General features: G+C 64.0%; 9 protein-coding genes. 1 reads left to right on the top strand and 8 read right to left on the bottom strand.

Annotated elements, in window-relative coordinates; genetic code table 11:
- Positions 1-40: 40 nt before the first annotated feature.
- Complete coding sequence (locus P3T43_RS11095; protein ID WP_429281089.1) at positions 41-1198, top strand: hypothetical protein; 1158 nt, start codon at positions 41-43, stop codon at positions 1196-1198.
- A 14-nt stretch (positions 1199-1212) separates the two neighbouring features.
- On the opposite strand, the gene P3T43_RS11090 is transcribed toward P3T43_RS11095, so the two are convergent.
- The 8 genes from P3T43_RS11090 to P3T43_RS11055 form a co-directional block, all read right to left on the bottom strand.
- Positions 1213-2319 (bottom strand): acyltransferase family protein, encoded by a 1107-nt coding sequence (locus P3T43_RS11090; RefSeq protein ID WP_429281088.1) that lies wholly within the window; start codon positions 2317-2319, stop codon positions 1213-1215.
- 117 nt (positions 2320-2436) lie between these two features.
- Positions 2437-3504 carry an acyltransferase family protein gene (locus P3T43_RS11085; RefSeq protein WP_429281087.1) on the bottom strand — a complete coding sequence of 356 codons (1068 nt, stop codon included), beginning with the start codon at positions 3502-3504 and terminating at the stop codon, positions 2437-2439.
- A gap of 31 nt (positions 3505-3535) precedes the next feature.
- Positions 3536-5932 carry a polysaccharide biosynthesis tyrosine autokinase gene (locus P3T43_RS11080; RefSeq protein ID WP_429281086.1) on the bottom strand — a complete coding sequence of 799 codons (2397 nt, stop codon included), beginning with the start codon at positions 5930-5932 and terminating at the stop codon, positions 3536-3538.
- 26 nt (positions 5933-5958) lie between these two features.
- Complete coding sequence (locus P3T43_RS11075) at positions 5959-7227, bottom strand: polysaccharide biosynthesis/export family protein (RefSeq protein ID WP_429281085.1); 1269 nt, start codon at positions 7225-7227, stop codon at positions 5959-5961.
- Between the two features lie 39 nt (positions 7228-7266).
- Positions 7267-8211 carry a glycosyltransferase family 2 protein gene (locus P3T43_RS11070; protein ID WP_429281084.1) on the bottom strand — a complete coding sequence of 315 codons (945 nt, stop codon included), beginning with the start codon at positions 8209-8211 and terminating at the stop codon, positions 7267-7269.
- 27 nt (positions 8212-8238) lie between these two features.
- Positions 8239-9642 (bottom strand): undecaprenyl-phosphate glucose phosphotransferase, encoded by a 1404-nt coding sequence (locus P3T43_RS11065; protein WP_429281083.1) that lies wholly within the window; start codon positions 9640-9642, stop codon positions 8239-8241.
- A 28-nt stretch (positions 9643-9670) separates the two neighbouring features.
- Positions 9671-10405, bottom strand: a complete 735-nt coding sequence (locus P3T43_RS11060; RefSeq protein WP_429281082.1) for a Crp/Fnr family transcriptional regulator — start codon at positions 10403-10405, stop codon at positions 9671-9673.
- 610 nt (positions 10406-11015) lie between these two features.
- The gene (locus tag P3T43_RS11055) at positions 11016-13598 is read right to left on the bottom strand and encodes a glycosyl hydrolase 2 galactose-binding domain-containing protein (RefSeq protein ID WP_429281081.1); all 2583 of its coding nucleotides are present in this window, start codon (positions 13596-13598) and stop codon (positions 11016-11018) included.
- Between the last annotated feature and the right edge of the window lie 13 nt (positions 13599-13611).

Genomic DNA, 13611 nt, shown 5'->3' with positions numbered 1-13611 from the left:
TGTTTTCAGGCGGATTCCTGCCTGCCGAACGGAGATCGACATGACCTTGCCTGGATTGCCGCGTGCCACGACGCGCGGGATCGTACTCCTGTGCGTTTATCTGCTGGTCGCGAGTGCGTCGTATTGCGGCTTCTTTGCAAAGTACGCGCTGCGCGACGAGTCAGATAGCGATGCGATGACCCAGATGCTGGATGGCACCGCGGATCGTCCCTATGTGTATCGTCAATTGCTGCCGGGCAGCGCCAACCTGCTCGATGCGGCGCTCCCGCGAGCCGTGAAACAGCGGTTTCTCGCTCATTTGCAGGACGAGTATCCGAAACACAACTGGCTGAGCAATACGTTCGTGCGGGCGCCCGACGCGGCGAATCCGCAATACGCCGTGCGCTATTACATGGTGTACGCCATGACCTTCAGCGCCTTGCTGGGGGCAATGCTGGTACTCCGGTTGTTATGCCTGCAACTGCTCGGCAACGAAGTCGCGGCCACCCTGGCGCCGCTTGCATTCGCGCTGGCGGTGCCTGCCGGCAATTTCTGGGACTTCCCCGAACTGTTGTTCATGACACTCGCCGTCTGGGTCGCGCTCCGCGCGCGGCTCTTCTGGTTGCTGCCGCTCACACTGGTTGCCACGCTCAACAAGGAATCCTTCCTGTTCTTCCTGATTGCGTTGTATCCGTTCGTCGCGGCGCGGGTGTCGAGATCGCGAACAATTGCCTATCTCGGGACTTGCATGGTGCTGGCCGCGGCGGTGAACCTCGCGACCAAACTTCACTACGCCGGCAATCCCGGCGACCTCGCGCAGTTCCATCTCTGGGACAACCTGCGCTTCCTCGCCGACCCGCGTAACTACTTTCACAGCGAGCCCACCTACGGCATCCTGCTGCCGAAGGGATTCAATATCTTGCTGCTGTTTCTGGTTTTCGTCATCGTGCGGGCTGGCTGGTCCGCGTTGCCGACGGCCGCGCGACAGCACGCACTGCTCGTCTGTGCGATCAATGTTCCGCTGTACCTGCTGTTTGGTTACGGCGACGAGGTTCGTGCCTTGAGCATGGTCGACATCAGCGCTGCGCTATTGATCTGCGGAGGCCTTGCGGGTTATATATCGCGCGCTTCCGAAACGGCTTCTGTGCCGGTTGCCAGGAATCAGCCCGTCGCGCCGGCGCACAGACAACCCGCGCTGGACTTGACCGCGGACTCCTGAGCAGGACCGCATTCCTAACCGACTGTTCTGCCGGTACCCGCAACCCCGGAAGTGGCGCTCGCGGCACGTTGCCGCTGCGCCTTGACGTAGGCGCGTCTCAGGCGCTCGCTGGGCTCGTCGACATACCGGTAGATGAACCCACAGACCACCGCGACGATCAGCACCGTGAGGATCATCCAGGGGATGCGCGCGAGTCGCGACAGATGCTCGAAGTGCTGCAGAAAGATCGTCAACGCCGCGCCGTGCACCAGGTAGACCTCATAGGAAAGATTGCCCAGTGCGCGGTCGCGGCGCGTGCCTGGCTGCCGGACAGTCGCCATGGCATACGGGATCATCAGTAACGCGACGAGGCCGTTTGCCTGCAATGTGTAACGTGTTAGCGGTCCGGTGAAACTGCCCCACAGAAACAGTTCGCGTGCATGCGGTAGAGCGATGCAGCCAAACAGCAGGAGCGCTGCACAGCCGAGACTCGCGTGGGCCTGCATGCGGGTCGGATGCCACGCATGCCGCGCCGTCAGCATGCCGGCCAGAAAAAAGCCGAAATAAAGCGGCAAGGTGGCTTTGGCGGGCCAGTCTTCCAGACTGCCGAACAGATAGGCGAGTCCGGCGGCCGCGAGCAGATACAGCGCGAAGCGCCCGTTCGAACGATGCGTGGTGCGATCGAGCAGCCAGATCACCAGGGGCGCCACGAGGTAAAACTGCAGCTCAAGATCGAGCGACCAGACAGTCGGAATCAGCACGTTCGGCCCGCCCAGCAACTGCGCATAGCCGAGCAGAACCAGATGCGACACATAGAAATTGATCGAGGCCCACGACCAGTCGGTGGGCAACGGGAACGCGAGAATGCCCAGCGGATAGATGCACAACGCGGCCAGCGCCACGGTCGCGTAGAAGACCGGCAGGAGCCGCCAGATCCGTGAGACGAGAAACGTCACATAGGCGCGTTCAAGCGACGCATATTCCGCATGCCACATCCGGTAGATCCAGTAGCCGCTCAGTGCGAAAAACAGGTCGACGGCAGCCGCTCCTAAGGAAACCGGCAGGAGATGCCCGCCGAAAACCGTACAGGCCAGCGCCAGACGAAAGGCGCCGGGCGGCATGACGAGGTGGCGTGTCTTCATTGCATGTCCTTGGAGGGCGGCACGGAGAGTCGATCCTGATGATGCTCCCGCACCGTCGCAGCGGTGTGTGCGGGCCCGTACACACCCATATTCAGGCGTGAGGCCCGGCGTGCGTGCCTATTCGACCGTGACGGCGGACGGTGTGGTACTGCGCGCTGTGGGCCGGATCGAACCATGGATCAGGAAGCGCTCGAACCCGTACCACGTGAGCGTGGCATACCCGAGGGTGATCGCGAGGGCAAGTGCAGCCGCTACGTATTCGTTGAAGTGCAGCGGCCACAGGACGTAGATGACGGTCTGGTGAATCAGATAGACCGAGTAGCTGATCGTGCCGATATAGACCAGCACGCGGTTGCACAACACGCGCTTGACGATGCCGTTCGATTCGAGCGCGACGATCACGATCGAGGTACACAACAGCGTGGACAAGCTGTAAAGCCCTGCGTTGGACAGCGGCGTATTGGCCGCGCGGAAATTCGGGTAGCTCAGATGCAGCCAGGCCAATGCCGCCAGACAGGCCAGCGCAACGAAGCCGGCCGGTACGCGGCAAGGTTTGAGGGCGTCGGGCTTGCGGCGTACGATGACCGCGAGCAGGGCGCCGGCGGCCAGCAGGTCCATGCGGAAGGGCGTGAGGTAATAGATCGGCCAGAAGGTGTCGAACCATGGCGTCGCGACGGCGCGCAAGAGCGGCGCCGCGATCATCAATGCCACGGCGACGACAGCCAGCCTGCGCTCGGAAACGAGCAGGACGACGAAAGGCCAGAAAATATAGAACTGCTCTTCGACCGCCAGCGACCACAGCACATTCAGGCTGTCATGGCCGCTCTGTCCGAGCGCATCGCCGATATTGGTGGCGAAGAACGCGTACCACTCCCAGTGCCGTGCCCAGCCGAAGCCGAACAGCAGCGACGACACCGTCATCAGCAACAGATACGGCGGCAAGATCCGGCGCGCGCGCCGCCCGTAGAAGTAGCCGAAATACGACTGCCGACGTGTCTTGCGCTCGAGCAGGATGCCGGTGATCAGAAAACCGCTCAGTACAAAGAACAGATCGACGCCCATCCACAGCGGCGAAGCTAACGCATGCTGCGAGAACACCGAAAGCACAGCGATCGCGCGCAGACCGTCCAGTTGCACGATGCGCCTCGAGTGCGAGGCCGGGGCGGAAGTTGCGCTAGCTGTCATAGGGTGTCCATGCCGGAACGCCGGTCTGCCGTCATCCGTGATGATCCGCCGCAGGATCACCTGAAGTGTAGGAGTACGCATAGGCATAGTCGTACGTGCCATAGCGGCCATTGCGTTTCACCTGCACGGCATTCATCACGCCGCCAATCACATGAGCCCGCGCGCGGTGCAGCTTTTTGAGCGAGGCGCTGATGTGGCGCTCGGTATGCGCACCGGCACGCATCACCAGCACGGTTGCACCCGCTATGTTGGCGATGATGGCCGCGTCCGCGACGGCGAGCAGCGGCGGCGTGTCGACGATCACCAGATCGAACTGCTCGGAGAAACGCTGCAGGATTTCGCTGAAGCGGCTCGAGGTGAGGATCTCCGAGGGGTTCGGCGGATAGGCACCGGCCGCGATGAAGTGCAGGCCATTGACTCCGGTCTCGCGCGCCGCCACTTTCAGGTCGACCTGGCCCGTCAGCAGTTCGGTCAGGCCGCCGTTCGGCGAACGGCCGAAATACTGCGCGAGGCGTCCGCGCCGCAAGTCGGCGTCGATCAGCAAGACGCGTTTGCCCGATTCGGCGAACAGCGCTGCGAGATTGGCGCACAGGAAGCTCTTGCCATCCGCCGGAGCGGGACTGGTAAACGCGACGATCCGGTTGTTCGCGTCGATCAAACCAAACTGCAAGGTGGCGCGCAAGCCACGCAAGCCCTCCACCGAACGATCGAACGGATGGGTCTTCGCGAGCAAGGCGCGGCGCGGCGCGAAGGAGCCATGCGGCGCCGGTATCACGGGGCTCGCGGCGGCCTTCACCGCATTGACATCCACCGTGCGGGCCGCGCGCGGCCGGATCAGCCGTGCGAGGCTCGAGGGCAGGGCGGGCATCAGCGACGCGCTTCGCTTCGCATCCGGCAACGCCGGCTGCCGGCTGCTGGCGATCAACTGGTCACCGTGCAATTGCTCCACGCTGATCGGGATCGAGCCAAAGATCGGCAGGCGGAAGCGCCGTTCGACCATGTCGGGATCGGCGACGCCGGCAAAGAAGGTGCGTCGGCAGAAGGCGAAGCCGATACCGGCGATCAAGCCGAGCACGGCGCCCGCCGAGATGATCAGCGGGACCTTCGGGCTCATCGGATCGGACGGCACGAGTGCCTCGTCGACGATGTGCACATTGCCGACCGTCCCTGCGCGGGTGATCGATAGTTCCTGGGTCTTGTTGAGCAGTGCGACATAGATGTCTTCTGCCACCTTGGCGTCGCGTTGCAGCGATACCGCTTCACGTTCCGAGCGCGGCAAGGTCTTGAAGTGGTCGTTGAAACGGTCTTTTTCGGCGGCCAGCGCGGTCAGTTGCGCATCTACCTGCTGCACTTCCGGGCTATCCAGCGTGAAACGCTGCAGCAACTGGGCACGCGCAATGCGCAGTCCGGCGATCTGCTTCTCGTATTCCAGTCCACCCTGCAGGAATACCGAGGATTCCTGAGTTGGCTGGAACGAGCCGACACGTTCCTGATATTCGGAGAGCGCCGTCTCCGCGCGCTTCACTTCCGAGCGCAGATGCGGCAATTCTCCGTTGAGGAAGTTCAGCATCTTGCTGGCTTCTTCCTGCGCGCGTTCGGTGCGTTGACGCAGATACGATTCCGCGACGGCGTTGGTGATCGCGGTAATGAACTTCGGATCGACGCCTGTGTAGGAGAGCTGCACAATGCCCGTGTCGCGGCCTTTTTCGCTGACCTGAAGACCGCCGGCGAGCCCCATGACCGCGTTGAGCTGGTTGGCGCGCGTCACGTAGAACTCGGTGCCGGGCCGCGCGACCAGTTGCGTCACGAGCAACGACACACCGTTGCCTTCTGCGAGCGTGCCGGCCGTGCCGACGAGCAGCCTCTGCTGTTGCGGATCGAACAGCTCGTAGCGGCCGTTACCGAGCGCGCGCAAGGTCAGGGTCACGCCTTCGAGCGATTTCGGCACGGTGACTGAATCGACGCGGAACTGCTCGCCGCCCCACGCGTAGGAGCGCATACCGAACCAGCCCGGCATCGGATGTCCGGGATGCGCGAACAGGGCGGAGAGCGATCCGAGGTAGGGCATCACCTTCGGGCTGGCGCCGAAATTGAGCTTGAACTGCTCGACGACCGGTTCGACTACGACGCGGCTCTTCATGATTTCGATTTCGGCGTCGGTGTGCATCACACCGGCCCCGGCCGAAAGCGGACTCATCGCCGAGAGCGTCGACGCGTTCGGTGAAGTTGCCTCGACCTGCAGCAACGCATCGGCCGAATAGATCCGGGTGGCCATGTGGGCATACAGCACGGCTGCCAGGAACACCGTCCCGGCGATGCCCACCACCCACCAGATCTGCTCGATCACCATGCGCCCCAGGTCGCGCATGACCTCGTCTTCGTCGTTACCCGGCGACGGCGAGAATTCTGGCATGTCATAAGTACTCATTTTTTTGGTCTCCCACTTGCGGGGCGTTAAGGTGCCAGTTCTTTGGTGAAGAACAGCGTTTGCAGCGATGGCGTGATCAGATCGAGCAGGCGGTTAAAGCGCGCGGACTGGGCGATCTGTACATAGACCACGTCGCGTGGCTGCAACTGGAACTGCGTCATCAGCATCAGCGCGTCCACCTGCGTCATATCGAGCCGGTACACGTCGGGCATGCGCATCTTCGTCTTGACCGTGCCATTAGGACCAGGCTGTGGGTCCACGCCGCGAATCACGTAAATGACATGCGGATTCGACGTGTGGCTGTCGATGCTCCCCGAGCTCGTGAGCGCGTCGGCGAGCGTCAGCTTGCCGCGGTTCATCGGCACGATCGACGGCCGGGTGATTTCGCCGAGCACGAACACGCGGCTATTGGTGCGGTCCGGCACGTCGATGATGTCGCCGTCGTCGAGCACGACGTTTTGCTGGACATTGCCATCGTCGAGAATCGAGGCGACGTCCACCTGATAGCGCTTGCCGTCGCGCGTAATGCCGACATTCTGCAGATCCGCATCCGGCGGCGCGCCGCCCGCGCGATTGAGCGCGTCGATGATCGTCAGCGGCACATCGGTAATAGGTTGTGCCTGGGGCGTGCGCACGTCGCCTAGCACTTGCACCTGTTTGCTGTTGAAGCCGGTGATGCGCACGTCGAGCTGCGGATTGCGGATCGTTTTGGCGAGGCCCGCGGTGAGTCGTGCCTGCACCTGCTCGGCCGTCATCCCCAGCACCTTGATGCGCCCGACACGCGGAAAAAAGACCGTGCCGTTGTTGGCGACGCGCAAGGTCAGACCGCCCGGTTCGCCGCCGCCGGTGACCGCCTGGCTGGTCGACGGCGAGGCGGCCGTCGACGTGCCGCCGCCGGCCGTGGCGCCGCCGCTGGGCAGGGTCGGCAACGGCGGTGTGCCGCCCGCGCCGCCAGCACCCGCGCCACCTTGCGAGGTCAGCTCGGGATGATCCCAGACGATGATCTGCAACTGGTCGCCCGGGCCGATCCTGTAGTCATACGCCACACGCGCCTTCGGCGTGAGGCAGGTGAAAGTGAGCGGGCAGCTTTGCGCCGGCGAAGCCTGCAACGACACGTGGCTGAAATAGCCGGCGTCGATGGGCTGCACCTGCACTATTTCAGGAGCCGTCTGTTGGGCCGGTTGCGGTTCCTGCAGATTGCTGCTGTCGAGAAAGCCACCCGGTGTCCACGAGCATGCCGACAACGCAAACAACGATACTGCAACAACCCCCGTCAAAATCGTTCTGGATATCATGGTTATGGTCCCTCGCATTACATGAAACGCTGCACCCGCTCAGCGTTTTGCTTCCTGCCAGGCCCCGCGCATGGCGCGTATGCCGATCCACCATTTACGAAGTGCGAGCGCCGGTCCGGCGCTGCCGATCGACAAGGTCAAAGCGCGGGCGAGCCCTGGATCCGCGCGCGTACCGATCAGCGTTGCGTAGACGACGAACGCACACCGTCCCGGCAGGGACAGGTGATCGCGCATGATGAGTCGCAGGTTGAACGACGCGTTATAGAACGCGGCATGGTTGAAAATGAAGCGTTGGTCCTCATCGCCGCGAGGCGCTGGATAATGTTCGACGAGGATCGACGGGTCATAGATCAGGGCCCACCCGCGCTTCACCACGTCGAGGCTGAACTGCATTTCGCAATGCACCTGCGCGCCGGTACCGCGCAGTCTTTCGTCAAAGCGCAGGCCCTCGACGGCCTCGCGCCTGAAAGCCATGTTGACGCCCTTGAGCACCTGCACCGGGCGCGGTTCGCCGCAGCCGATGTGGTGATTGCCGATCGGGCGTCCATACCATTGCACGAGGCCCACGCGCTCCCGCGCGCCGGCGAGAATCGTGCCTTTCTCATGGACGATATCGCGCCCGCCGATGCCGCCCGCGTCGCGATGCTGGGCGAAGCCGTCGATGAGGCGTTGAGTCCAGTCCGGGTGCGGCGCGGCGTCGTCGTCGGTGAAGCAGACGATGTCGCCCTGCGCGTTGTCGAGCCCGCAGTTGTAGGCGGCGACCACACCCGGCTGGCCGACCGGCGCAACCCGCAGCGCGTCGCTGCCGGCGCCGCGCAGCCGCTCATGCAGCAACGCATGGGTGGCGGCGTCGTCTGGACGCGCGACGACGATCACTTCGTCGGCCGGCCGCAGTTGTGCCTCGAGCGCTGCGAGGCAGCGCGCGAGATCAGCCGGCCGGCGGTAGGTCGGAACGATGACTGAAAGGCGGGGCGCCCCGTTCACCGTAGGCCCCCACAGGTTGTGATGCGTCTAGTAGGCATTGCGGTTGACGAATCCCTTGAACAACGTGATCAGGACAATCTTGATGTCGAACCAGAACGACCAGTTATGAATGTAGAAGAGGTCGAACTTGACACGTGCCTCCATCTTTTCCACCTTGCGGGTGGCGCCGCGATAGCCGTTCACCTGAGCCCAGCCGGTAATGCCCGGCTTGATGCGATAGCGGTGCATGTAGCCGTAGACGAGATCCTTGTAGAGGTCGTCATGTTCGAGCGCGTGCGGGCGCGGTCCCACCACCGACATCTGCCCCATCAGCACGTTGTAGAACTGCGGCAACTCGTCGAGACTCGTGCGGCGCAGGAACGCACCGATTTTCGTTATGCGGACGTCGTGCTTGGCTGCCTGGGTCAGCTGTCCGGCGCTCTCCTGATGCACGGTCATCGAGCGGAACTTGTAGATCCTGAAGGTGTGCCCGTCGATGCCCTTGCGTTCCTGGGCGAAGAACACTGGCCCGCGGGTGGTCCACTTGATGGCGATCGCGATCGCCACGAACAGCGGGGTGAGGGCCACCAGCGCCGCCAGCGCGAACAGGCGATCGAACAGCAGCTTCGGCCACATTTGCGGCGGCGAGATCGGCATGCCGGTCAGGTTGATGGTGGTGAGGCCCATCACGTCGACCAGCGAATGACCGAACAGCGTCATGCTGCGTGTATCGGGAATGAAGCGCAGGTTGACGAAGTCGTGCTGGAAGGTGCGCGTGAAGCGGTAGATGGTGCGCTCTTCCGAGAGCGGTAGCGCGAGCCACACTTCATTGATGTGCTCGGCGCGCACCTTGGCGGCGAAGGCGTTCAGATCGTGCAGCACCGGCAGCCGGTTCATGCGCGCGCTGGACTCGCCGGGTTCACCCGCTTCAGCGGATTCCGCAAAGCTCGTGTCGAACACGCAGACCGGCTTGAAACCGGCCTGGGGCACCTGCTCCAGATGGGCGAGCAGCATGCGCGCGAAGCCGGGCGAGCCGACCACGGCCACGCTGCGGAAGTTCAGGCCGCGCCGCCGCACGCCGCGCAATATCAGATGCGCGGCGAGCTTGGTCGCGACGATCATCGCACCGGAGATGAGTGTCGAGTAGCCGAACCAGAGCCGCGACACGGCGTCCATGCGATGCAGCGTGAAGACCAGCATCAGGCCGGTCACGACCACGAAGAACCAGCCGGCGCAGACGCGCGCCAGCATCTCCGCGAGCGACTTGCCGCGCCAGGTTTCGTAGATGCCGAAGACCGGGAACAGCAGCAGCACCAGCACGCAGTTAAAGGCGATCAACAGCCGTTCGGTATCGGCGAGCGAGAGCGTGGCGTCGAAGCGCATCAGGTGAGCGAGCAGTGCACCCGCGATCACGAATAACGCGTCGAGACAGCGCGCAGTATTGCGCAACATGATAGGTACCTTGCAGGTCCGCTACGGCTTAGTTCACAGCCTCGGCCTGATGCAGACGCGGCAACAGGCGGTCGAATTCACGCTTGACGAGCCCGTAGCATTCGCAGGCGCGCGCTTCGAGACCTTTACGGTCGAGCACCTTGATATGGCCACGGCTGTGATGAATCAGACCTTCATCGTGCAGCTTGCCCGCGGCTTCAGTGATGCCCTCGCGGCGCACGCCGAGCATGTCCGCGATCAGCTGCTGCGTGACGGTCAGTTCGTTGGAAGCGACCCGGTCCACTTCGATGAGGAGCCAGCGGCACAGTTGCTTGTTGAGCGCGTGGTGGCGGTTGCACGCGGCGGTCTGGGCGACCTGCGTGAGCAGCGCGTGCATGTAGAGCATCATCAGCCGGCGCAGCAGGTCCGAGCGCATGAAATGCTGCTTCAGGCTCTGTGCGCTCATGCGATACGCGAAACCGGCGCTTTGCACCTGGACGCGGTTCGGCATGGTTTCGCCGCCGGTCAATACCGGGACGCCGGTCATGCCTTCGCGGCCGACCGCGGCGATCTCGACCGAGCTGCCGTCTTCCATCGTCGAGAGCATCGAGATGATGGCGGTGGTCGGGAAGTACACGTGATGAATTCGTTGTCCTGAATCGCAGAGAAGCTGTTCGGTGCGCAGATGGACAAGTTCGAGGTGAGGGGCGAGTGTTTGCCACTCATGTGATGGCAATGCGCCGAGCAAATGATTGCCGTGCAAATCAGATTGAAGCGTTAACATGATCGGTCCTCGCACGAAGCCGCAGACGCGGCTCGTTGATTTTTTTACCCGTCGCTGTATCCCTGGTGTATTGCCGCCTGGCGAGCGGCTATGGATAAACAGTGCGGGCCCCGTATGGCCTTTCTGCGCCGTCGTGTGGGTTGTTATTGGCGTCGGCGCCGGTGTTGCGCTTCTCATTTAGCGAGGACCGTGCCAAGGGGGGCTAAAACGAGTGCTGGTGCGGCGCAGCGAAAGGCTCGGTGGCGCGTTACGAGGCAAAACATGCGTTTTTGTTTCAATTCTGTACTAGGCCCTGGGGTGCCAAAGTGTTTGTCAAAGCCCGTCAAATTCAGCGCAAGTGTTTGATCGGATTAGTTTAAGGGGCGGCATCGTAGAATCTGGATGAGGTCTTTCGCGCTTGAAACACTCGGTGTAGAGGCGCTTGGCAGGGCCGTCCAAGATGACTCAGATTTGATTCATATGTGTTCGGGCCGATAGGTGGGCTGGCGCACGGAAGAGATTTTTGACAAAGCGCGCGGGTAGCGGCGCGCGTTGTTGACGCGGCCGCGAAAATATCGCAGAACGAGGGTTGATGCGGCTTGGCGGGCAGCGGCGTCTGTGGCGGACTGCTTCAGCCGTAGAAAACAGGGGTATTCGAGTTGATGGCGCGTACTTCGCCCGAGGGTGCGGCGGGTGTTGCGTCGCTGTTATCGGATAGCAGCGGCAGTAGTGCAACGGTGCGCGGCTCGCCGGGCGGCAGATGAAACCAGTTGTCGGCAGCCCGGTAGCCGGCGTCCGCTATGTTGACGAAACGGCTGAAGCGGGTTGCCTGTACAACCAGTTGCCAGCCCTTGCCGGTGGCCTCGAGGGTCGCACTGAGGCCTGTATCGTAGCGCTCGGTGGCGCGCCGCTGCGGCAGGTGAAAGCCCCGCGAGAGGATCCGCCCGCTCTCGACGTCGCGCAGTGTGGCAATCGTCACATCATGGGCGGGCGGGCCGAAACGATACGCATGAGTCAGGTCGAAGAACTGCCCCAGACATTCCGCTGCGGCGAGACGCTGCTTGCTGCGCGGGGCGAGATCGACCGCGCAGGTTGCGGACGCGACCTTCACCGCGCCGTCGCGCAGACAGACCAGTTCCAGTTGCGCCGCGACGCTTTCGCCGGTCTCGTTGATGAGGTGCAGGTCGAGCCCGTTCAGGCCTTCGTCGGTTATCACCAGTTGTATCGGCTGCAGCACGTGCGCCAACGCGTGCCAGGCGCTCTTCGGCCGTCCGGTCGAGTCGACGATGCCCCAGCCCGCGCCTGCGCGCAGATCCTGGAACTGCCAGACAAGGGCGCCGCCGCAGGGCGAACCGGCGCGCCGCCATTCGGCGAACACGTCCATCATCAACTCGGCGACCACCGCGCGCGAAAGCTCCAGATAGCGCTGCGGATCCTCGTAGCGCAGGCGCGCAGGCTCGATACCGTAGAGCGTCGCCAGGTAATGGTCGCGCACGTCGTCGAAGTCCCAGCCGGCCCCCTGGTCGCGCGGCACCGCCGCTTTCCAGCGCGGATCGTGAACCTGGATCGTGCCGAGTGCGTGGTGCAGCGTCGCATCGTCCGGCACATTGGCGAATGCCAGGCATTCGGCGGCAAAGCGCACTTCGGCGCGCCGCACGTCTTCGAGCGGCCGCTGATACGCACCGACGCCGTAGTAATGGGTGATGCCGGTGCGGGTCGAGAACGGCCAGACGCCGCCGGTGGGAGAATTGTTCACATACGTTACATCGGCTCGCTCGCGTGCGACGATGGCCGGCAGGCATTCCGTGAAAAGCGGTTGCGCGCGCATCGAAGGCGGCAGCCCGAACATCGCGGCTTGCTGATCGACTTCGCTGCCGCCGCACAGCACGGCGAGAGCCGCAAAGCGGCGCGTGCGGGCCAGAAACTGTTCGGCCTCGCGGCGCACGGAGGCGGTGAAGGCCTCGTCGGTCGGATAGTCGAAGTTCGCAAAAGCAAAATCCTGCCAGATGAGGATTCCGTAACGATCGGCGAGCGCATAGAAAGCATCCGATTCGTACACCATGGTGCCGCCCACGCGCAGCATGTTCAGGCCGGCCTCGCGCGCGAGCCGGAAGGCATGGTCGAGCTGCTGCGCCGTGCCGGCGAGCGTGACCAGATCGGCGCTGGTCCAGCAGGCGCCACGGCAGAACACCGGCGCGTCGTTCACACGGAGCGCGAAACCTTCGCCGTCCGCGCCGCGCTCCACTTCTATCTTCCGGAAGCCGATCTGGCCCAGTTCGAAGCGCTGCTCCGCCAGTTCGAGCACGACAGCATGGAGTGCGGGCACGCCGTGGGTGTGCGGCCACCAGCGTTCGGCTCGCGGCACGCGAAGCTCGCCCGCGAGCGTGCAGGCATCGCGCCATTCGAGAGACGAATGGGCGCCACCGCAATTCAATACGGCGGGGATGGCGCCGCTCTGCGGACGCACGAAGCGTAGCGTGAGCGACACGATGCCGTCGTCGCCGTCGATGCGGCTCGCGAGGTCGACCGTATCGAACGCCTCGCGGGCGTCACCCAGCAGTTCGATGGGGCGCCACGGACCGACCGCCTGCAACGGCGGGCACCAGCCCGGCATGTGCCCGAGCAGGGTCGTGCGGACGTTGCGCAAGGTCGGCGGGGCGACGAGGCGGGGGCGCCAGCGCGCGCGCGAGCGGCGCGCCGCGAGCAACGGTGCGAGCGAGCGGAAGCACAGGGCGAGCGTCGCCGGTTCTGTCAGGTCGAACTCGAGGTCGTGGGCGACGAACATCGAATCCGAGTCGAGCCGCTTCACGCCGTCGAGCCACACTTCGGCCAGGGTCGCGAGACCGTGCAGACGCAGCCGTTGCGGGCCGCTGCCCGTCAAGGACGGCGTCAGGCTCAGGCGGTACCAGTGATCGTCGAAGGCAAACGGCGGCGGATGGTTGGCGTCGAGCCGTCCAGCGGCCCGCCACGCGGCCGCCACCGTCCCGGGGACCTGAGCTGTCAGCCAGCCATCCGCAGGCCAGTCAGCGGGCGATACGCAGGCGCCCGGGGGGGTGCTCAGGCATTGCCAGCCCGCGTCGAGGGCGCGCGGCCACACGCTGCCAGCCATGCCGCCGGCCGCTGCGAGCGCACGCTGAAGCAGCGCGGGTTCCGTGGCCGGCGGTGCGGCTGCTTCGCGCACCAGATCAGGCGGGGTGGTGGGCAAGGCACGCACAGGGACTCCAGGC

The organism is Paraburkholderia sp. GAS41, assembly GCF_050436545.1.
GTDB lineage: Bacteria > Pseudomonadota > Gammaproteobacteria > Burkholderiales > Burkholderiaceae > Paraburkholderia.
Note: the sequence above shows the minus strand (reverse complement) of the source record. Positions and strands in the feature narration are given on the sequence as shown.